Source organism: Bifidobacterium tissieri (assembly GCF_002259645.1).
In the GTDB taxonomy this organism is placed as follows: Bacteria; Actinomycetota; Actinomycetes; order Actinomycetales; family Bifidobacteriaceae; genus Galliscardovia; species Galliscardovia tissieri.
On record NZ_MWWV01000019.1, the window covers coordinates 1 to 22,091 of the forward strand.

13 protein-coding genes, 1 tRNA gene and 1 pseudogene are annotated in these 22,091 nt (G+C 60.9%); 6 read left to right on the forward strand and 9 right to left on the reverse strand.

The features are described from left to right. Together BTIS_RS10355 and BTIS_RS10365 are read right to left on the reverse strand one after the other, a co-directional pair. The coding region (locus BTIS_RS10355; protein WP_143248935.1) for an IS1 family transposase at positions 1-517 on the reverse strand (517 nt) is incomplete at its 3' end. 910 nt (positions 518-1,427) lie between these two features. Continuing rightward, on the reverse strand, positions 1,428-2,852 hold the full coding sequence (locus BTIS_RS10365) for an MFS transporter (RefSeq protein WP_094665208.1): 1,425 nt from the start codon (positions 2,850-2,852) through the stop codon (positions 1,428-1,430). A 140-nt stretch (positions 2,853-2,992) separates the two neighbouring features. Between BTIS_RS10365 and BTIS_RS10370 the strand changes: the two genes are divergently transcribed. Beyond that, positions 2,993-3,913 carry a LysR family transcriptional regulator gene (locus BTIS_RS10370; RefSeq protein ID WP_245819419.1) on the forward strand — a complete coding sequence of 307 codons (921 nt, stop codon included), beginning with the start codon at positions 2,993-2,995 and terminating at the stop codon, positions 3,911-3,913. A gap of 55 nt (positions 3,914-3,968) precedes the next feature. Here BTIS_RS10370 and BTIS_RS10375 read toward each other — a convergent pair whose 3' ends face one another. Both BTIS_RS10375 and BTIS_RS10380 read right to left on the reverse strand, forming a co-directional pair. Then, the gene (locus BTIS_RS10375; protein WP_245819420.1) at positions 3,969-4,520 is read right to left on the reverse strand and encodes a hypothetical protein; all 552 of its coding nucleotides are present in this window, start codon (positions 4,518-4,520) and stop codon (positions 3,969-3,971) included. A gap of 296 nt (positions 4,521-4,816) precedes the next feature. Continuing rightward, positions 4,817-4,893, reverse strand: a tRNA-Pro gene (locus BTIS_RS10380). Between the two features lie 240 nt (positions 4,894-5,133). Here BTIS_RS10380 and BTIS_RS10385 point away from each other — a divergent pair. Beyond that, positions 5,134-6,297: an ABC transporter permease gene (locus tag BTIS_RS10385; protein WP_094665210.1), complete on the forward strand. Its 1,164-nt coding sequence runs from the start codon at positions 5,134-5,136 to the stop codon at positions 6,295-6,297. Between the two features lie 122 nt (positions 6,298-6,419). On the opposite strand, the gene glgX is transcribed toward BTIS_RS10385, so the two are convergent. Next, positions 6,420-8,558, reverse strand: a complete 2,139-nt coding sequence (glgX, locus tag BTIS_RS10390; protein WP_094665212.1) for a glycogen debranching protein GlgX — start codon at positions 8,556-8,558, stop codon at positions 6,420-6,422. Between the two features lie 180 nt (positions 8,559-8,738). Between glgX and BTIS_RS10395 the strand changes: the two genes are divergently transcribed. Together BTIS_RS10395 and aroA are read left to right on the forward strand one after the other, a co-directional pair. Continuing rightward, complete coding sequence (locus BTIS_RS10395; protein WP_094665214.1) at positions 8,739-10,469, forward strand: hypothetical protein; 1,731 nt, start codon at positions 8,739-8,741, stop codon at positions 10,467-10,469. Between the two features lie 147 nt (positions 10,470-10,616). After that, positions 10,617-11,966: a 3-phosphoshikimate 1-carboxyvinyltransferase gene (gene aroA / locus BTIS_RS10400; RefSeq protein WP_094665216.1), complete on the forward strand. Its 1,350-nt coding sequence runs from the start codon at positions 10,617-10,619 to the stop codon at positions 11,964-11,966. 62 nt (positions 11,967-12,028) lie between these two features. On the opposite strand, the pseudogene tnpB reads toward aroA, so the two are convergent. The 4 genes and pseudogenes from tnpB to guaA all read right to left on the reverse strand — a co-directional run bounded on the left by tnpB (position 12,029) and on the right by guaA (position 17,149). Beyond that, a pseudogene (gene tnpB, locus BTIS_RS10405) lies at positions 12,029-13,326 on the reverse strand (IS607 family element RNA-guided endonuclease TnpB). Then, positions 13,319-13,900: an IS607 family transposase gene (locus tag BTIS_RS10410; protein ID WP_094665218.1), complete on the reverse strand. Its 582-nt coding sequence runs from the start codon at positions 13,898-13,900 to the stop codon at positions 13,319-13,321. Before BTIS_RS10410 ends, tnpB begins: the two are co-directional and overlap by 8 nt. 169 nt (positions 13,901-14,069) lie before the next feature. After that, positions 14,070-15,299, reverse strand: coding sequence for an acetate/propionate family kinase (locus tag BTIS_RS10415; RefSeq protein ID WP_094665220.1), 1,230 nt, complete (start codon positions 15,297-15,299; stop codon positions 14,070-14,072). A 287-nt stretch (positions 15,300-15,586) separates the two neighbouring features. Continuing rightward, positions 15,587-17,149, reverse strand: a complete 1,563-nt coding sequence (guaA, locus tag BTIS_RS10420; RefSeq protein ID WP_094665222.1) for a glutamine-hydrolyzing GMP synthase — start codon at positions 17,147-17,149, stop codon at positions 15,587-15,589. A 461-nt stretch (positions 17,150-17,610) separates the two neighbouring features. On the opposite strand from guaA, the gene BTIS_RS10425 reads away from it, so the two are divergent. After that, a complete protein-coding gene (locus tag BTIS_RS10425) occupies positions 17,611-20,088 on the forward strand; it encodes a phosphoketolase (RefSeq protein ID WP_094665224.1) in 2,478 nt (825 codons plus the stop codon). A 246-nt stretch (positions 20,089-20,334) separates the two neighbouring features. Continuing rightward, the gene (pta, locus tag BTIS_RS10430) at positions 20,335-22,011 is read left to right on the forward strand and encodes a phosphate acetyltransferase (RefSeq protein WP_169713093.1); all 1,677 of its coding nucleotides are present in this window, start codon (positions 20,335-20,337) and stop codon (positions 22,009-22,011) included. The last annotated feature ends 80 nt before the right edge of the window (positions 22,012-22,091 follow it).

A 22,091-nucleotide genomic window follows, 5' to 3' on the forward strand; every position in this document is an offset into this window, starting at 1 on the left:
GCGTGCCGGGCCAGGTCTCACGGCAGGCGGTCTCCGCGCCGCGCAGCCCGTCGGTGACGAGCACGTCCGGCGCGGGCATGCGCGAGAACAGCGCCGTGTAGGCCGCCTTGGACTCATGCCCGCACCATTGGAAGTCAAGCGTCTCGCCGGTCTCGCCGTCGATGGCGATGATCAGGCACCAGCCGTGGTCCATGTACGTGCCGTCCGCCATCACCGTATGATGCCTGGCCGTCACGGACGGTATGCGCGGATGGATGTTCCAGCACCAGGCGGTGCGCTTGCGCAGGGCGCGCGAGTCACCGGACGGGTCGATCGCACACTGCGGCTGCCTGCCCAGCAGCCAGGTCAGGAATTCGTCCAGCATGCGCGCCCGCGCGGCCCGTTCCTGCGGCATCGTCGAGCTCAACGAACAGTCGGGACACTTCCACCGTTGGGTGCCCTTCGCGGTCCTGCCGTTCTTCTTCATCGCCCGACCGCAGATCGGGCACTTCTTCGCCTTGCTGGATTTCGTTCTCACGACATCCAGCCCACCACCCGACCCATGGCACAAGCCGGCTATTTTCCCGCCGTCGAAAATAACCAGCCGACACGCCTACTGCCACAAGGCCAGATGCCAGTTATAAGCACCACAAAAGTTCCTATAACCCCGAGATAGTATTCGGACAGCTTGCCCCATTCGCCGGACTCGTCCACGAAGATGCTCAATTCGCTCAACCGATTCCCTGACAAGACGGCGGATAAAGGAATGCCGGGGGAATACCCCCGGCGACTTGGAGCCTCGCCCTTACGGGACGAAGCGTCACCATTATGACAGAACCAGCTCTGACATGCAAGAGCCAGGATTCATGATGGCTATACTAATGGCGAATGCCCCGGAACGTCACTCATGCGAAACATCATGAAACATTGGTGCTTTTTCTTTCCGGCACAGCTAATTGAGGCTAAGGTGTGCGGTCATTGACTGAGTGTTACCGCGCAGGGGGGCACATATCAAGAAAAAAAGCCCTGCTTTCCAAGCGGGAGTAGGGCTTTCGGTCGGGCTGACGGGATTTGAACCTGCGACATCCTGTTAGGATCGGGGGTTCTTGGCTCACCTTGAAACCGTTGGAATTATGCCGTTCTTGAGTTTTGAATTTCTTTGTTCAGACCACCCGGATTGGTAAATCGTGACGGTCATTGTTAGCAAAATGTTAGCGTCCCAGACCATCGAAACAGCTTAAACACTCGGCGCGTCGAAACACTGCCCCAGATGCTCTGTTAGCATCACTGCCCTTCATGATGACGATCTTCTCCGAACAGGTGATTGAAGAGAACTTGACCCGCTCTCCCCATTCACCCTAATTGGAGCTGAATGCGGAATAATCGACCCGTCTCCAACGACTGTCGTTCAAGTGTGGCGGATATCGCCATGAACGGGACGCCCGAAGTCAGCGCTCAGCCCATCGCAGCCGAGCGTAGGCGAATGCGCAGATGAGCAGCAGGGCGGCCGCGATGAACACGGCGCGCAGGGAGCCGTCAAGCGAGGGTGTGAAGGTGGCGACCACACCGAACACGGCCACGCCGATCGCGCCACCGACCTGACGGAACGTGTTGAACACCGCGCTGGCGATACCCGCCTGCTTCTGCTCCACGCTCACCAGCACCAGTCCGGACAGTGCCGGCGTGACCAGTGCGCCGCCAAGGCCGACGACGCTCAGGGCGACGGCGATCGCCCATGCGGGCATTGGAGCCGGCACCAGCACCGCGGCAAGGAACCCGACGGCCATGGCAATCAGTCCAATGGACACGGTGAACCGGGTGCCCATCGAGTTGATGACCTGCCCGCTGAACACGTTGATGACCACCATGACCACCGCGGAGGGAATGAACACCAGCCCGGCGGCGAACGGGCTCATACCCTGCTCGCTTTGCAGGAACAGGGTGGAGATGAAGACCATACCGAACCAGTTGAAGATCATGATGAAGCCCACGATCAGCGAGATGCGCATGCCGTCGTTGCGGAACAGGTTCAGCGGCACCATCGGATGCCCGACCTTGGCTTGTGCGATCACGAACAGCACGAGTGCGGCGACGCCGACAGACAGCAGCGCGAGCGTCACCGGTGAGGAGATGCCCAGGGAACCGATTTCGATGACGCCGGCCACCAGCGAGGCGAGACCAATCAGCGCGAGCGTCTGACCGAGCCAGTCGAACGAGATGGCACGGGTGGGCGATGGTGCAACCTTCGGTGCAAGAGCGAGCACAATCAGGCAGAACGGCACGTTGACCGCGAAAATCAGGCTCCAGTGGATTGGTGTGAGCAAACCGCCGAACATTGGGCCGAACGCGGATGCCGAAGCCGAGCCGGCGCCCCACAGGCCGAGGGCGAACGCACGGCGGCGCGGATCGGGATTGGCCTCGTTAATCAAGGCCATCGACGCCGGCAGGATCAGGGCTGCGGCCACGCCCATCAGGCAACGGCCGACGATGAGCACCAGCATGGTCCACGCGAAGGTGCTCAGCAGGGATGCCGCTCCGAACAATGCCGTGCCGAAGAAGAACATGCGCTTGGCACCGAACTTGTCAGACAGACTGCCGGCGAGCAGCAGCAGCGAGGCGAACAGCAGCGTGTACCCGTCGATCATCCACTGCTGCAACGCCATATTGCCGCCAAGGTCGGCGGTGATGGTCGGCAGTGCCACGTTGACAATCATGGTGTCCATACCGGTCAGGAAGAACGCCAGCGAAGTGGTGAAAGTGGTCAGCCCGGCGCTGTAGCGGGCCGAGCGACGCGATGCGCGACGGGTTTCACGCTCGAGGCTTTCGTCTTCGCACACGAGGCCGAGGGCTGCGGATTCGTTGATTGATGTCATACTCACCTATATCCCATTGGTTTACATGTTTCCGTTTGTTTATTGCAATAGCTATGGTATTCTTCAAGACATCAGTAAAATAGCGTTTTATAAATGCTTATGGCTTACATCCTATAAACCTTTGGTTTATGGAGGTCGCAATGTACGACAGAAGACTGGACGCGGTGATCGCCGCCGCGCAGACCGGCAGCTTCGCCAAGACCGGCCATCGCCTGCATATTTCCACGCCGGCGGTGGCCAAACAGGTCAATACGTTCGAAAGGGAATACGGCCTGACGCTGTTCGACCGATCGCGCAGCGGCGTGCAACTCACCAAAGCCGGCCGAGAGTTCGTCGAGGACGCGCGGATGATTGTGCGCCAATGCGAGGAGATCCTGCGCCGTGCGCAACAACGCGGCACCGACGGCATCGCCACCGTTCGTCTTGGCGTTTCCATCCTGCGCCCCGGCCGCCGTATCCTCGACCTATGGCAACGCGACGCCGGCAAGCACACCGACATCCGCCTGGAACTGGTGTCGATGCCCGACGACTCCGAAGCCATCAACGACATCATCACCCATCTCGGCGAAAACATCGACCTGATCTCCACGGCGTTCGACACCGGCTATTGGAACGACACATGCAGCACCGTCGCCCTCGATTCCGAGTCACTGTGCGTGGCCGTGCCACGCAACCACACGCTGGCGAGACGCGCACGACTCACATTGAAAGACCTCGAAGGCACGCGCATCCGCATCCTCAAGCGCCATCGCGGCGCCAACGACACGGCTCGGGACTTGTTGGAACAATGCCCTGCCATCGATCTGATCGACATCGACCGCTACGACCTTGACACGTTCAACGACTGCGCCGAATCCGGCGACCTGCTCATCTCCAAACCGATGTGGGCCGGCATTCACCCACAGCTCGTCAACGTAGCCGTGGACTGGCCCGAACCGGTCATCATGCACTACGGGCTGCTCTATCCGCTCGATGCCACCCCGGCAATTCGCACGTTTATCTCCCGCATCGCCGCACTATCCGGCCTTACTGGCGAACCCCGTGCACTACCTCATTCATGATCCTTGGGCCTTTGTCTTCCGGCTCCTGGCTTGCGGGATTGGTGACATCCGCCGTCTACTCGATAGACCGTGGCTTGTGTTCGAGCACGAGTTTCATCTTGCTGTTGTCCATCAGCCACGAGTACAGGTTCCGGTCCAGAATCATCGCCAGATCGAAACAGGCCCGCACCGCGTCCGCCAGTGTGATGCGCCGGTTCTCGCCCGGCAGCGGGACGCCGTTGACGAGCGGCTCGTGGTGGGCGACCCGATTGCGCAGGGCATGCACGGTCTTGACAATGTTCAGCGCGTATTTTCTTGTCCACTTGGCGTTCGCGTCCGCTGCGTGCCGACGGCCGCCAGGGAAGGACTTGGCGATGCCTTTGCGCCAGAACCCGAACGTCAACGCCGCGACGAGATGGCCATGCGTGTGCCATTTCTTCTGCTGGATGGTGAGATGGCCCCATGTCTCACGGATCTGACGCTGAGTACGGTCGTCGAAACGCGGCCCCGCCATGTACCAGTCCTCGGTGCCGGCCTGCTCCAAGGCGATGAGGGACAGCTGCCGATCCATGTGGTTGCGCAAGGCGACTTCAAGGATGGCGATGTCGCCCATGCACGCGCTGGCCATGTCATGATCCCACAGGTACAGTCGCAAAGCCGGGCATGAACGTCTCCGTGCTTCGGAGTCATGGGATGAGAGCCGTTCGTCGGTGATGCACGAGCATAACGCCCTCTCCTGTGGACTGCCCTTCCGGGGAGTCTGTGAGAGGAAATCGGCTGCTGGGTTTGACTGTCGGCTCATAACCCGTTATCATCTTCCAAGAAATCCCCCAAAGGGCCTCTCCGGACGGTCTTCGACTGAGCCGTGATGCACTGGGGGTTCTCTTTTAAAGAGGGCTACTTCCCTTGGAAGTAGCCCTCTTGTGGTCGGGCCGGCGGGATTTGAACCCGCGACATCCTGCTCCCAAAGCAGGCGCGCTACCAAACTGCGCTACAGCCCGATGCGTCCGTACAAGATCGAGACAATGCCGACCGTGCATGAACACGAATTACCAGTATAACCCATGACGGCCCGCGTGTCGTCCTTGTGTCACCTCGAAGTTTTTACGACGGGCTGTTTTCCCTAGTGCTGAAAACAGAAATCACCGAACGATCTTCTCGACGAACGATCCTCGCAACGGGCGCGACCTATAATCAACGGGAAGAAGCAATGGCGGAGAGGAAACAAGAAACGGGGGCCCATGGGCAGGCATCAGCAGGCGGAGACGCTTGGACTCATCGCATCCTTGGTCTGCACGCTCGCATCCGGCCTGATCATGGAGCTCTATCGCACGTTCGCGTCGGCCATCTGGATGGTTTCAGGCCGACTCTTCGCCGTATGTGCAGGTGTGGTCGCCGCATGCGCCGTCATCGCATTCATCGTCGGATACACTCGTCAATCACGGTCGTGGAGTCTCAAGCGAGGATGGATCGTGCCGATTCGCCGCGCGTTCGAGACCTTATCCCTATCCGTGGTCTACGCGGCAACCGTGTTTCTCAGTGTCTACGCGATGATGGAGATCATCAACGGCACAATGGGCATCGCCATATTCTCCACGTACATTTCCACCGTCACCGCCATATTCTCAGGCATTGTCGGATACGTTGTATTCGTGCAGGCCGATACGTTGAATTCGCGGACCATCGCATCATTGCTACCGCTGTTTGTCGTCTCCGGCGTCAGCACCGCCGGACTGACCACCGATGATCCCAACTGGTGGAAGAACAACTTCTCCCAACTCGGCGACCGCACCACATTCGCCGCGCGCATGTTCAATTCGACACTGATTCTGGCGGGCATCTGCGTGATCATCCTCAGCTACTTCGCCATCTCCGAACTCATCACCACGCAACGCATGCGACTTAAATGGCGGGCGGTGAACAACACCGAAGCCCCCAAGGTCGGTGACGAACCGGGAGCTGAATTCGACATTCCTCATTTCTGGGCACGAATCCTCTGCATGTCCATCCTGCTTACTCTGGCCGGTGTCTGCTTCGCCGGAGTCGGATTCTTCCGATACACCCCGCATCCCATCCTGCACAACGTATTCGCGCGCGGACTGAGCCTGCCGATGAGCCTGCTTATGATCTTCCTGCCATGGCTTGCGCCGCAATTGTCCCGCGCCATATACGTGGTATCGGATCTCATCATCGTTGCCATCGTGGTGGCAGGACTCAACTGGTTGCAGGGCGGCACAACACTCACCAATGTGGAGGCGCTTGCCTGCATTCTGTTCATGGGCTGGTTCATCGTGTTCTCAAGACAGATCGCGGCCATTGAAGCGGACCGTGTGTATGCCCAGCTAACGGCGGATCGTCCGGTGAGTGTCGTACCGCCCGAGTCGCGCATCTCCCCGCAGAACTGAATAACCGGCGGTCCCGCACACCGTGTCGATTGATCGACCGGTATGTGGGACCGCCGGTTATTAGGGAAGCGGTTCCGCTAGCGAACCATTGGACCTTGGCCTGAATCTTGGCCCAGAAGCCCCTAGTCCATGAGCTTGCGCGAGCGCTTGGCACTCATCAGCACCAGAAAGCTGCGCGGCTGTGCGGTGATCACAAAACCCGCCTCATAGGTGAGTTCAGGTCCCTTCGGGTTGAACGTGTCGGCCACCAGAGTCCACGTGGATCCGTACTTCTCCTCGGGCAGCTTGAACACGATCGGCTCATAGTGCGCGTTGAAGATCAGCAGGAAGCCGTTGTCGGTCATGGGGGAGCCATACCAGTCGGTTTCCGGAATGTCCTTGCCGTTGAGGAACACCATCACCGACAGGGCGTGGGTGTTGCCCCAATCCTCGCGGTCCATGACCTCACCGGTATGATCGAACCATTCGGCCTGCGGGATACGATCCGAGGTATCGCCGGCGGCGCGTCCGGTGAAGAAGCGCCTGCGGTGCAGCACCGGATGATCGAGACGCAGATGAATGAACTTCTTGGTGAACTCGAGCAGATCACGACGGTCCTGATCAAGCTCCCAGTCGGTCCATGAGATTTCGTTGTCCTGACAGTAGGCGTTGTTGTTGCCCTGCTGGGTGCGCCCAACCTCGTCGCCGCCGCAGATCATCGGAATGCCCTGACTGACCAGCAGCGTGGCGAGGAAGTTGCGACGCTGGCGATGGCGCAGGCAGTTCACATCCTGAATGTCGGTGGGGCCTTCCACGCCGCAGTTCCAGGAACGGTTGTGGGATTCGCCGTCTCGGTTTCCCTCGCCGTTGGCCTCGTTGTGCTTGTCGTTGTACGTGACCATATCGTTGAGGGTGAAACCGTCATGCGCGGTGATGAAGTTCACCGAGGCGACGGGTCGACGTCCGTTGGCCTGATACAGGTCGGAGCTTCCCATGAGTCGGCTGGCGAATTCAGGAAGCGTGGACGGCTGCGAGCGCCAGAAGTCGCGCACGCAATCGCGGTAGCGGCCGTTCCATTCGGACCAGCTGGACGGGAAGCCGCCGACCTGGTAGCCGCCGGATCCCAGATCCCACGGTTCGGCGATCAGCTTGATGTGGGAGAGCACCGGATCCTGTTCCACGATGTCGAAGAACGCGGAGAGCTTGTCGACCTCTTGGAACTGACGGGCGAGCGTAGCGGCAAGATCGAATCGGAAGCCGTCCACGTGCATCTCAGTCACCCAGTACCGCAGGGAGTCGGTGATGAGCTGTAGTGCGTGCGGCGAGCGCATGAGCAGGGAGTTGCCGGTTCCGGTGGTGTCGAAGTAGTGGGCGTAATCGCCGTCCACCAGACGGTAGTAGTTGCGGTTGTCGATGCCGCGAAGGCTGAGTGTCGGGCCGCGGTGGTTGCCTTCGGCGGTGTGGTTGTACACCACGTCGAGGATGATCTCGATGCCGGCTTCGTGGTAGGCCTTCACCATGGATTTGAACTCGTTGACCTGCTCTCCGAATTCTCCGGAGCTGGAGTAGGCGTTGTGCGGGGCGAAGAATCCGATGGTGTTGTATCCCCAGTAGTTGCTCAGTCCCTTTTCGGTGAGGAACGAGTCGTTGACGAACTGGTGGATCGGCATGAGCTCGAGCGCGGTGATGCCGAGTTCCTTGAGGTAGTTCACCACGGTGGGGTAGGCGAGACCGGCGTAGGTGCCGCGGATCTCGGCCGGCACATCCTTGCGCAGGTTGGTCATGCCGCGCACATGCGCCTCATAGATCACCGAATCGTGGTAGGGGATGTTGGGATGCTTGTCGTTGCCCCAGTCGAAGAACGGATTGACGACCACGGACTTCATGGTGTGGTGCGCCGAATCCATGGTGTTCATGTTGTATTCATTGTCAGGATCACTGAAGTGGTAGGAGTACAGGCTTTCATCGTCGTCGATGTGTCCCTGGATGGCTCGGGCGTAGGGGTCGAGCAGGAGCTTGGAGGGGTTGCAACGATGGCCGTTGTTGGGGTCGTACGGACCGTAGACGCGGTAGCCATACCGTTGTCCCGGTTGGATGCCCGGCAGATAGTTGTGCCATACGTAGGAATTCTGTTCCGTCATTTCAATGCGGGTCTCGTTGTCGTCCGCGTCGAACAGACAGAGTTCCACTTTTTCGGCCGCTTCCGAGAACAGGGCGAAATTGACTCCTGCGCCATCGTAGCGAGCTCCCAATGGATACATTGAACCAGGTCTGATCTGCATACTTACAGTATCGCATTACCGTGTCACAAAGTCTCGTTCGCGAGTGAACCGGAGATGAATCGTATGTGATGTGTACTGGTTCTGTGAGATTCCCGGCGTTCCAATCCCCGAGTGTGAACGGTCACGTTGTTAAAATAGGGGTGCACCACTCAATAGCGAAGAGACGAAGGAGTTTTCGCCATGACAGATGGATACAAGCCGGTTGGGGACGGCGACTCGCAGTATGTGCCGCCGGACAGTGCGGCGACCGATGAAGGAGCTGGACAGCAGCCGTCGATGGGGGGTCCGTCGGTTTCGGGGGCGTCCGCATTTCCTCAGCAGCCCGATTCCGCCGTTTCTGGCACCTATCAGTCCGGAACGGGAACACCGCTGCCGCAAGCCGCGCAGCCGTATCAGCCCTACTCGCCACAGCAGTCCTACGATCGGCAGCCGTTCAGCCAGCCTGCCTACGGCGGCTACGGTCAGGGTCAGGATTCTTCACAGTTCCAGTCCGGACAGCCTGATCAGCCCGGCGTGACGCAGCAGCCGTTTGGTCACTCGTTCGAGACTCCGGTTCCGGATTCGTCTCCGTTCCAGCCTCAGCAATCGGGAGCGCAGTCTGCTCAGCCGGCGGCGTTTGACGCCGGTGCCGGACACGACGCCAATGTGGCCGGATCCTCCGATCCATTTGGTGTCCCGCCATATACGACCGGCCCGGTCGCGCAGCCGCAGTCTCAGCCGACTGCACCGTTGCAGGTTCCCTCCGCTGAGCAGCCGACGTCAGCAGGAACGCAGCAACCGTTTGATGGAGCGACGGCATCGCCTGCCACTGACGACTCCTCTTCGTTGGACGCGCCCGCTCAGCCCGCTCAGCCCGTGTCCGACCCCTTTGCCGCGGGACCGGTTCCCCCGGTTTCGGCCGTGCCGTCCCAGCCGGCTGGCGGACCTCAGGTTCCCGGTGCTGGCCCGTCCGGCCCCGGCGTTCCCCCCGTCGGCGGCCAGCCGCCGTATGGCGGATTCCAGCAGTCCGGCCCCGGTCAGGTTCCGCAGGGTCAGCCGCCGTATGGTGCGCCCATGCCCCCGGCTCAGAAGAAGCCCAACAAGAAGCTGGTTCTGGGACTGAGCATCGGTGGTGGCATCGCCGCGCTCGTCGTCATCGTGCTGGTCGTGCTCGCCTTCCTTCCCAGTGGCAAGCCGACCGCGGACGACTACACCAATGCGTTGAACCAGACGTCGAAGATCAGCACGAAGTACTACAGCATCAGGACGAAGCTCAATGATGTGTACGCCGTGAGCTACGATCCGTCCAAGAACATCGAAGATAGCGACATCACGAGTCTCAAGGAGAAGGTGAAGGACTATCAGAGTGCGGTGTCCGAGCTGGGGAAGCAGGACAAGCTCCTCAAGGACGAGAACGTCAAGGGCAAGTATGACGCCTATGTGAAGGCATCCGACGCATACGCCTCCTACATCAACGGTCTCGCCGATTCCGCAATGCCCATGTCCAAGTCGGTGAAGGCCTGCGCCACGGCACCGACGGCAAGCCTGTACGACAGCGACTTCTACGATAAGTACAACCAGTACATCAACGACTGCTCCACAAGCCTTGAAGAGCTCAGCAAGGCGAAGGACAAGGACGTGGCGAAGTACGGTACCGATATGAAGGACTACATCGGCAAGCTGGGTGACCTCATCCACCAGATGCAGGCGCTTGGTGATCCGAATAACATCCGATACGGCACTGATGAGTACAACAAGATGAGCGAGCTGTCGGACCAGTTCTACGAGCTGAGCTCCGATGGTTACGACATCGATTCCGCCTTCTCCGAGGCGCTCAAGGAGACCGAGGACAAGACGAATCCTGAGGATGCGCTCAACGATCTCAATGATGTGCTGCAGGACGGATTCCACGATGCGCTGAGCAAGAAGTGACGGCGTGGTCGATGGTCGGCCCCCGGTGTGTGGTGTTTGCCGGTGCCGCATCGACGGCGTTGCAGTGAAATTCCGAAGCTCTGACGTTTCCGATGGGGCCCGCGTTTGTGGAATGCGAACGCGGGCCCCGTCATGTCTCACGCTAGTATGTCAGACATGACAGCTTCCACAGATCTTTGGCGCGCCCCCAAGGCGGCGGCGCCCCTCAATGCAACGGTAACCATTCCTGGCAGCAAGTCCCTGTCCAACCGGTATCTCATTCTTGCGGCCATGGGATCGCGGCCGGTCACCTTGATTGGTCTCCTGCGTTCGCGCGATACCGAACTCATGATGGGAGCCCTTGAATCCCTAGGCGTGGAATGTCGGATCGATGACCATGAGGAAACCACGGTCACCGTTGTCCCGCCGGCCGACGGGGTGTTCAAGGGGAATTCCTCGGTGTTCTGCGGGCTTGCCGGAACCGTGATGCGATTCGTGCCCGCGCTGGCCCTGTATGCCGATGGCCCGGTGCGGTTCGATGGAGACGAGCAGGCGTACCAGCGCCCGATGGCACCGTTGCTGGAGGGATTGGAACAGCTGGGTGCCCATATCGATTACGAGGGGGAGCGTGGTCGGTTGCCGTTCACGCTGACGCCGCCCGAGCATGTTGCCGGTGGAGCAGTGTCGATCGACTCGTCCGGCTCCAGCCAGTTCATCTCCGGACTGTTGCTGGCCGCCCCGAAGCTGGGAAACGGACTAACCCTGACCCATACCGGTGAACATCTGCCCAGCCTGCCACATATCCGCATGACCATGGCTGATCTTTCGGCCGCCGGTGTGAACGTGACCATGGATGATCACACGTGGACGGTACGTCACGGTGCCGTTCAGTTGCCGGAACGCGTGGTGGTGGAACCGGATCTGTCGAATGCGGCACCATTCCTTGGGGCGGCGTTGATCGCCGGAGGTACGGTTCGGGTTCCGAACTGGCCTGAGACGACCACGCAGCCTGGCGGCCTGCTGCCTGGTTATCTGGAACGTATGGGAGCCGATGTGTCCGTTGAGGTGTCGGGCGACGGGGTGCGAACGTTGTCGGTCACATCCGATGGCACGATTCATGGACTTGGTGAGTTCGATCTTTCGGCGGCGGGGGAGATCGCGCCGTCTCTGGCCGCGATTCTGGTATTCGCCGACGCTCCGACATCACTGGTGGGCATCGGACATCTGCGTGGTCATGAAACGAACCGTCTGGAGGCGCTGGTCACGGAGATCGAGCGTGTGGGTGGCAGCGCCCATGAGTTGCCTGATGGTCTGCATATCGATGCCGTTCCCTCGGACGTGTTGCATGGTGCCGTGATGGAGACGTATGCGGATCATCGTATGGCTACGTTTGCTGCCATGCTGGGATTGCGCATCGACGGCATCGATGTCGTCAACGTGGCGACCACGCGTAAGACCATTCCGGACTTTGTCGGACTGTGGACGTCCATGCTGGGAAAGGACACTTCGACTAACTGACGTTTCCTCTTGCAGACACAATGATGGGGTGGCCGTCCACATCGGATGGCCACCGTTGCAAGCTAGTTTGTTTTGGCTTGCAGGACACTCTTGCGGGTGTCCGCTCCAAGTCTTATGCCATTGTCATGGCTGCTTGGCTCGCGTTTCACTGCGGATTGCCCGCCGCCCCGGAGGGTGGCTGGTCTTACGTCCGCTCCACGTGCGTTTATGGTCTCCGGGGCACTCCCGGCGACCTTGATGTTGATCGCGGCGTTCAGGTCGCGGTCGATCACGAGTCCGCATCCGTCGCAATGGTAGACGCGCTCGGACAGGGAGAGCTTGGCTTTCACCCTCCCGCAGTTCGAGCATGTCCTGCTTGACGGATACCAGCGGTCGATGACGTGCAGTCGTGCGCCGGTTCGCATGGTCTTGTATTCCAGTTGGCGGCGTATCTCGAAGAAGGATGCGTCCTCTATCGCCTTGGCGAGCCGATGGTTTCCGACCATGCCATGCACGTTCAGGTCTTCGATCGAGATGTCCGAGTAGGTGGAGGCGAGTCGCGTGGTGAGCTTGTCCAGCAGGTCGCGCCGCTGGTTGGCGACGCGCGCGTGCAGACGCGCCACGCGTTCGCGCGCCCTGCGCCGACGGTTCGAGCCTTTCGTCTTGCGGGACAACGCCTTCTGCGCGCGTTTCAACCGACGCTCGCTCATCCCCAATGCATGTGGGTTGGCGATCATGGTGCCGTCCGACAATACGGCCAGCGTCTTGACACCGAGGTCGATGCCGACCGCACCGCCTTTCGGAGGCACCAATGGCGCATTGTCGGCCCGTTCCACGGTCAGCGCGGCGTGCCAGCGTCCCGCATGCCGGCTGACGGTCATGCGCAGCACCCGACCATCGCCGACCCGCTTCGCCACGTTCTCCATGCAGTGCACGCGGCCGATCCGCGGCAGTCTCAACGCGTTCGCGTCCCCGTCGATCAGACCGTATGAGCCGGTCGTGTATGCGAACCGGGGTGTTGTCCGATCCTTCGCCCTGAACCGGGGGAAGCCAACGCGACGGCCCCTGCGTCGCCCCCTGCGGCTTTTCGACCAGTTCGCAAGGCGTTCGACAGGGCCTCCAGACCGCTGTTGTACGCCTCCTTGCTGTTCTCCCGCCACCACGGCACACCGCTCCCGTCCACGGCCAGCGTGTCCTTGTTGGCGTTCCACCAGCGGCGCAGCGCGTACAGCGACCACTCCGGCTTCCCGCGCACGTCGATCATTGCCTTGACATGGGCGAGACCCGCGTTGAACGCGAACCGCGCCGCCCCCGCATGCGCGACCAACAGCCGCTCCTGCGTGGGGGTCGGGTCCAACGCGACCCTGACCGCCTCAAGCATCATGAGCCGCCCTCAACGCGGCCTCCGCCTTGTTCCTGGCGGCATGCCTGCCGTACAGGCGCGCGCAGAACGAGGTCAGCACCTCGGTCATGTCACATACGAGGTCATCATCCAGCTCCGAATCGTCCACGACGATCAGCCTGCGCCCCGCCGCCTTCAACGCGGACTCAACGAGTCCCGCGTCCATGCGCGCCAGCCGGTCGCGATGCTCCACGATGATGGTGCCCACCGTGGAGTCGGCGAGGATTCGGTTCAATCTGCGCCGCCTGTCGTTCATGCCACTGCCGGTCTCCGTGACCACCTCCGGGGATTCGACGCCCATATTGATGGCGAACGCCTTCAACCGGTCCGCCTGACGCTGCAGATCATCCTTCCGGTCGGATGAAGAGACCCGCGCATAGCAGACCGTACGCGAACCCACGGCGGGAACAGCGGGCTTCTCATACTTCGGGTCATGGATGAGCCACACGCTACCCGAACGCTCGAACGGGACCGGCATACGATTCTCACGACACCACTTCCACACCGTCTGCTCGTTCAACCCCTCACGAGCCGCCCATTCCTTCACACGCATGAATAAATCATAACATGTCAAAACAAGGAAAAACAAGTCAACACGGCATCATGCGACAGTCCCATCATCGTATGAGTAAGCATATGAAAAATCCGGTTGTCATTCATGCGTAGAACTGCATGAATGACAACCGGATTAGCGTCACTCAATCAATGATTGCCAGTGATGCTCACTTGGTGAACACGTTGCCGTAGGAGTCCTTGCCCTCGGCGGCGATGGCGGCGGACTTGCGGGCGATGGCAAGCTCCTCGTTGGTCGGGTAGACGGCCACGATGACGGAGCTGTCGGGCGTGGAGATGATGCGCGGCTCGGAGGTGTGCACGTTGTTCTTCTCCTCGTCCAACTTCACGCCGAACGGAGCAAGGCGGTCGATGACCATCTTGCGGATGGGGGAGGCGTTCTCGCCGACACCGGCGGTGAAGGTGATCACGTCCACGCCACCCATCTGGGCGGTGTAGTTGCCGATGTAGGCCACGATGCGGTGCACGTACACGTCGAGGGCCAGCTGGGCGTTCTCGTCGCCCTCATCGGCCAGACGCATGACCTCGCGCATGTCGCCGAAGCCGGTCATGCCGGTCAGACCGGACTTCTTGTTGAACAGGGAGTCCAGCTCATCCACGTTCATGTGGGCGTTGCGGATCAGGTGGAACACGACAGCCGGGTCGATGTCACCGGTACGGCCACCCATGACCAGACCCTCGAGCGGAGTGAGGCCCATGGAGGTGTCGATCGGCTTGCCGGAGATCTGGGCGGAGGCGGAGGCACCGTTACCGATGTGCAGCACGATCTGCTTGAGACCCTCGGCCGGCTTGCCGATGAGCTCGGGAACCACGGAGCCAACGAACTCGTGGGAGGTGCCGTGAGCGCCGTAACGGCGGATCTGGTAACGATCGGCGATCTCCTTGTTCAGGGCGTAGGTGCTGGCCTCCTTGGGCAGCTGGAAGAAGAAGGAGGAGTCGAAGACGAAGACCTGCGGCACGTCGGGCAGCAGAGTGCGCATGACTTCGGCGCCGGTGGCCTCAGGGCCGTTGTGCAGCGGAGCCAGCACGGCCAGATCCTTGACCTTGCCGATGGTCTTGTCGGTGACCAGAGCCGGACGCGGGAAGATGGAGCCGCCCTGCACCACACGATGGCCGACAGCCACGATGCCGGACTCGTTCAGATCCGGACCATACTCCTTGAAGAAGCCGAGCACGCGCTTGAGGCCTTCCTCGTGATCGTGGATCGGCTCGGTCAGCTTGTGCTTTTCGCCGTTGTATTCGTGCTTGTAGTTGCCGTCGATCGGTTCGCCGATCTTCTCAACCAGACCGGATGCGATACCTTCACCGGTTTCGAGATCCACCAGCTGGTACTTGATCGAGCTGGAGCCGGAGTTGATGACAAGGACGGTTTTCGCCATTAGGGCTTCCTCCATGACTACTAGTGATTGGGGAGCATAATTGCTCCACTTCCTTGATCGAGGGTACTCGTTGGTGGCTACATTCCGGTAGTGATTTGCATGGTTTTTTCATTGGGGAACCATTGACATCGCAAGGAATCGAAATGATTTGTGAGGAATGTCACACCTGACGCATTCGTGTCCGCGCATGCAACAAGGGTGCCCGGTCGAGACCATGGCACCCCTGTTGCGTTCTTTTGGTGATCTGTCAATCTATGACTGATTGGCAGATCGGCAAGTCCCCTGCATCACTCCCATTCGATGGTTGCCGGCGGCTTGCTGGTGCAGTCGAGGACGACTCGGTTGATCTGACGGCATTCATTGGTGATGCGCGTGGAGATCACGGCGAGCACATCGTAGGGCAGACGGGACCAGTCGGCGGTCATGGCATCCTCCGAGGACACCGGACGCAGGACGATGGGGGAGCCGTAGGTACGTTCGTCGCCCTGGACGCCCACGGAGTGCACGTCAGCGAGCAGCACGACCGGGCACTGCCAGATGTCGCGGTCGAGACCGGCCTTGGTGAGCTCCTCGCGGGCGATCGCGTCGGCTTCGCGCAGCAGATCGAGACGTTCCTTGGTGATCTCGCCGATGATACGGATGCCGAGGCCCGGGCCGGGGAACGGCTGACGCCAGACGATCTCGTCGGGCAGGCCGAGCTCGGTGCCGATGGCGCGCACCTCGTCCTTGAAGAGGGTGCGCAGCGGTTCGATAAGCTGGAACTTGATGTCCTTGGGCAGGCCGCCCACGTTGTGATGGCTCTTGATGTTGGCCGCACCGTCTCCGCCACCGGATTCGACGACGTCAGGGTAGAGGGTGCCCTGAACGAGGAACTTGACCTCCTTGCCGCGGGCACCAGCCTCTTCGAGCACCTGCAGCTGGGCCTTTTCGAAGGTGCGGATGAACTTCTCGCCGATGATCTTGCGCTTGCGCTCGGGTTCGGAGACACCCTTGAGCGCGGTGAGGAAGTCGTCGGCCGCATCGACGGTGATGAGGCGGATGCCGGTGGCCTCGACGAAGTCGTGCTTCACCTGCTCGACCTCGCCCTTGCGCAGCAGACCATGGTCCACGAACACGCAGGTGAGCTGGTCACCGATGGCCTTGTGCACGAGTGCCGCGGCGACGGCGGAGTCCACGCCGCCGGACAGGCCGCAGATGACCTCGGCGTCGCCGACCTGCTCGCGGATCTTGGCGACTTGATCGTCGATGATGCTGGATGCGGTCCAGTTGTCAGGCAGTCCGGCGCACTTGTGCAGGAAGTTTTCAATGAGATCCTGACCGAGCGGGGTGTGCTTGACCTCGGGGTGCCACTGCACGCCGTAGAGCTTGCGGGATTCGTCGGCCATGGCGGCGACGGGGGCGCCCTCGGTGTGCGCGAGCACCTTGAATCCCTCGGGGGCCTTGTTGACGGCCACGCCGTGGCTCATCCAGGTGCTCTGGTCGGTGGGGGAGCCGGCGAGGATGCCCTCGGCATCGGTGATGACGGCGGGGGTCTTGCCGTATTCGCCGAGCGCGGCCTTGTCGACGTCGCCGCCGAGTTCATGCGCCATCACCTGGAAGCCGTAGCAGATGCCGAGCACGGGGACGCCGGCGTCGAAGATCTTTGTATCGATGCTGGGGGCGCCGGGTTCGAATACCGAGGCGGGGCCACCGGAAAGAATGATTGCCTGCGGGTCCTTGGCTAGGATCTCATCCACGGGCATGGAGTGCGGCACCAGTTCGGAATAGATGTGCGCTTCGCGCACGCGGCGTGCGATCAACTGCGCGTACTGAGCGCCGAAGTCGACGACGAGAACCGGTCCTTTGGCCATACGAGCCTCCCTTGGGGTTCAGAAGATATGTAGAGAAAACAGTGTGTCGATTATCACCGGAGATTACGACATAAGGTGTTCGTCCGGGTTCGCATGCGCATGCTGTTCGTTCGGATACCGGCGACACGCCCTTCGGATGCAACAGCGCTTGCGCATCTTCCCGTGATCGGTTTCTTCACATCATGGCAAACTCAGGCAACCGAAAACCCAAGAGTTATCGGCCTGACGGGGCTTTTCGGCGAACGAAGAAAGCGCACAAGTTTCGATCCTCTATGACAACTTTTCGAACATTTCTTAACAAAAGTCCGTCGGTCGATTATGCAAAAGTCCGCGAGTTCCTTTACCATTAAGGACGATTAGGAAATGCAGTTCATTGCACGTTCCAATCCAAGGAACTCAAGGGATTGCAATCCTGAGAAAATAACCGATCGCACATCAAGTGCAGAAGTACAGGAGTACACATGACGAGTCCTGTTATTGGCACCCCTTGGAAGAAGCTGAACGCTCCGATCTCCGACGAGACCCTCGAGGCCGTCGACAAGTACTGGCGCGTGACCAACTACCTTTCCATCGGTCAGATCTACCTCCGCAGCAACCCGCTGATGAAGGAGCCCTTCACCCGTGAGGACGTGAAGCACCGCCTGGTCGGACACTGGGGCACCACCCCTGGCCTGAACTTCCTCATCGGCCACATCAACCGTCTTATCGCTGATCATCAGCAGAACACCGTGATCATCATGGGACCGGGCCACGGTGGCCCCGCTGGTACCTCCCAGTCCTACGTCGACGGTACCTACACCGAGTACTTCCCGAACATCACCAAGGACGAGGCTGGCCTGCAGAAGTTCTTCCGTCAGTTCTCCTACCCGGGCGGCATCCCGTCCCACTACGCTCCGGAGACCCCGGGTTCCATCCACGAGGGTGGCGAGCTGGGTTACGCTCTGTCCCACGCCTACGGCGCCGTGATGAACAACCCGAGCCTGTTCGTGCCGGCCATCGTCGGCGACGGTGAGGCCGAGACCGGCCCGCTGGCCACCGGCTGGCAGTCCAACAAGCTCGTGAACCCGCGCACCGACGGTATCGTCCTGCCGATCCTGCACCTCAACGGCTACAAGATCGCCAACCCGACCATCCTGTCCCGCATCTCCGACGAAGAGCTCCACGAGTTCTTCCACGGCATGGGTTACGAGCCCTACGAGTTCGTCGCTGGCTTCGACGATGAGGATCACCTGTCGATCCACCGTCGCTTCGCCGAGCTGTTCGAGACCGTCTTCGACGAGATCTGCGACATCAAGGCCGCCGCTCAGACCGACGACAAGCACCGTCCGTTCTACCCGATGATCATCTTCCGCACCCCGAAGGGCTGGACCTGCCCGAAGTTCATCGACGGCAAGAAGACCGAGGGTTCCTGGCGTTCCCACCAGGTGCCGCTGGCTTCCGCCCGCGATACCGAGGAGCACTTCAACGTCCTCAAGCACTGGCTCGAGTCCTACAAGCCGGAGGAGCTGTTCGACGAGAACGGCGCCATCCGTCCCGAGGTCACCAAGTTCATGCCGCAGGGCGAGCTGCGCATCGGCCAGAACCCGAACGCCAACGGTGGTCGCATCCGTGAGGACCTGAAGCTCCCGAAGCTCGAGGACTACGAGGTCAAGGAAGTCAAGGAGTTCGGCCACGGCTGGGGCCAGCTCGAGGCCACCCGTCGCCTCGGTGTGTACACCCGCGACGTCATCAAGCTGAACCCGGATTCCTTCCGCATCTTCGGACCTGACGAGACCGCTTCCAACCGTCTGCAGGCCTCCTACGAGGTCACCAACAAGCAGTGGGATGCCGGCTACCTGTCCGATCTGGTCGACGAGCACATGAACGTCACCGGTCAGGTTGTGGAGCAGCTGTCCGAGCACCAGATGGAAGGTATGCTCGAGGCCTACCTGCTCACCGGTCGTCACGGCATCTGGAGCTCCTACGAGTCCTTCGTGCACGTGATCGACTCCATGCTGAACCAGCACGCCAAGTGGCTCGAGGCCACCGTGCGTGAGATCCCGTGGCGCAAGCCGATCTCCTCCCTGAACCTGCTCGTCACCTCCCACGTGTGGCGTCAGGATCACAATGGCTTCTCCCACCAGGATCCTGGTGTGACCTCCGTGCTGCTGAACAAGTGCTACAACAACGACCACGTGATCGGCATCTACTTCGCTGCCGATGCCAACATGCTGCTGGCCGTTGGTGAGAAGGTCTACAAGTCCACCAACATGATCAACGCGATCATCGCCGGTAAGCAGCCGGCCGCCACCTGGCAGACCCTGGACGAGGCTCGTGCCGAGCTCGAGAAGGGTGCCGCCGAGTGGGAGTGGGCTTCCAACGTTCACTCCAACGACGAGGTCGAGGTTGTGCTCGCCTCCGCCGGTGATGTTCCGACCCAGGAGCTCATGGCCGCCGCCGACAAGCTGAACAAGCTCGGTGTGAAGTTCAAGGTCGTCAACGTGGTGGATCTGCTCGCTCTGCAGTCCGCCAAGGACAACGATCAGGCCCTGTCCGACGAGGACTTCGCCGACCTCTTCACCGCCGACAAGCCGGTCCTGTTCGCCTACCACTCCTACGCCCACGACGTGCGTGGTCTGATCTACGATCGCCCGAACCACGACAACTTCAACGTCCACGGCTACGAGGAGCAGGGCTCCACCACCACGCCGTTCGACATGGTGCGCGTGAACAACATCGACCGTTACGAGCTGACCGCTGAGGCTCTGCGCATGGTCGACGCCGACAAGTACGCCGACGAGATCAAGAAGCTCGAGGACTTCCGCCTCGAGGCCTTCCAGTTCGCCGTCGACAACGGCTACGATCACCCGGATTACACCGACTGGGTGTGGCCGGGCGTCAAGACCGAGCTGCCGGGTGCCGTCTCCGCCACCGCCGCCACCGCTGGCGACAACGAGTGAGATTCGTCACATTACCGGTAACGGTCTGATTCGTTAGCGAATCGGGAAAACCCCTACAGCCTAAATGGTTGTAGGGGTTTTCCATATTCGTGAATTTGCCGATCGGTTAACGGCCGATGCAAACCACGACAACATACGACAACAATCGTCCGTGAGAAGCGTTCACACACTTACAATAGTGAAGGTTGCAATGCAGTGTTGCCGCACCTCAGTTCAGTAATGAACTGACCATTCGCGAAGGAGTGTATGACCGTGAGTCTCACCAGTGTGTATATCGCCAGCCCGGAAGCCGCCAATGGCCGCAATGTAGTCGCCTATGGCGTTGTGTCCGCCCTCGCCGGACAGTACAAGACGGGCGTGTTCCGCCCGGCCGCCTGCAAGAAGGAGACCTTCACCGACGTGCTGCTGGGAGCTGCCAATGCCGGACAGACCCGCGAACAGGCCGTCGGCGTGTGCCCCTGTGCCGCCCGCGAGGACAAGGAAGGCGCCCGCGGCGATATCGTGCGTGCGTACTCCGCCGCCGTGACCGCCGTTGAGCCGGAAGCTGTCGTTGTTGTCGGTACCGACAAGAGCAGCATCTTCGATCCCGGTGCATTCGACTTCAACGCCGCCGTGGCCGCCGACCTCAAGGCTCCCGTGTTCCTTGCCGTGTGCGCTCTGCAGCGCGACGCCAAGCAGGCCAAGGCCACCGTCGAGGCCTGCGCCAAGAGCGTCAAGGACGCCGGCCAGACCGTCGCCGGCGTGTTTCTGACCGGTTGCGATGACGAGAAGGCCCTGTCTGTCAAGGAGGCGCTCTCCGACTTCGCCGCCCCGGTGTGGACCGTGCCCGCCCACGATTGCGGCACCGAAGAGGAAGCCAAGGCCGCCCTCGCCGACTTCGAGGCCCACGTTCCGGCCGCGCAGATCCTGGCAGCCCTGAATCAGGACTTCGCCCAGCCCACCACGCCGTACGCCTTCCAGTCCGACCTGCTGAACAAGGCCAAGGCCGCCAAGAAGACCATCGTCCTGCCGGAAGGCGAAGAGGACCGTATCATCAAGGCCGCCGACTACCTGCTCGAGCGCGACATCGTCAACCTGATCATCGTCGGTGAGAAGGACCAGATCCTGGCCCGCGGCAAGGAGCTCGGACTGAACTCCCTGGAGAAGGCAACCTTCCAGTCCATGAACGACGAGGAAGTGCTTGCTCCGATGGTGGAGAAGCTGTGCGAGCTTCGTGCCAAGAAGGGAATGACCCCGGAGCAGGCCCGCAAGCAGCTGACCGACGCCAGCTACTTCGGCACCATGCTGGTGGTGCTCGGCAAGGCCGATGGTCTGGTCTCCGGCTCCATCAACTCCACCGCCAACACCGTGCGTCCGGCCCTGCAGGTCATCAAGACCAAGCCCGGCCAGAAGCTGGTCTCCGGCGCGTTCCTCATGTGCTTCAAGGATCACGTTGCCGTGTTCGCCGACTGCGCCATCAACCTCAACCCGAATGCCGAGCAGCTTGCCGAGATCGCCCTGCAGTCCGCTGAGACCGCCAAGGCCTTTGGCATCGACCCCAAGGTCGGCATGTTGTCCTACTCCACCCTCGGCTCCGGCAAGGGCCCGGACGTGGACCTGGTCGAAGAGGCCACCTCGCTCGTCAAGCAGAAGAACCCGGAACTGCCCGTGGTCGGCTCCATCCAGTTCGACGCCGCATGGTCGCCGGTCGTGGCCGCCACCAAGGCCAAGGGCAACGACGTCGCCGGACACGTCAACGTGTTCGTGTTCCCCGACCTGTGCGCCGGCAACATCGGCTACAAGGCCGTGCAGCGCTCCTCCGGCGCTCTGGCCATCGGCCCGGTCCTGCAGGGTCTGAACAAGCCGGTGAACGATCTGTCCCGTGGCGCCAACGTCGAGGACATCATCAACACCGTGGCGCTGACCGCAGTCACCGCCCAGTGATGATGTTCCGTCACTGACATTTCGTCACTGAACCATTCATGGTTCATAGGGGTCATGGCTTCATGCCATGGCCCTTTTTC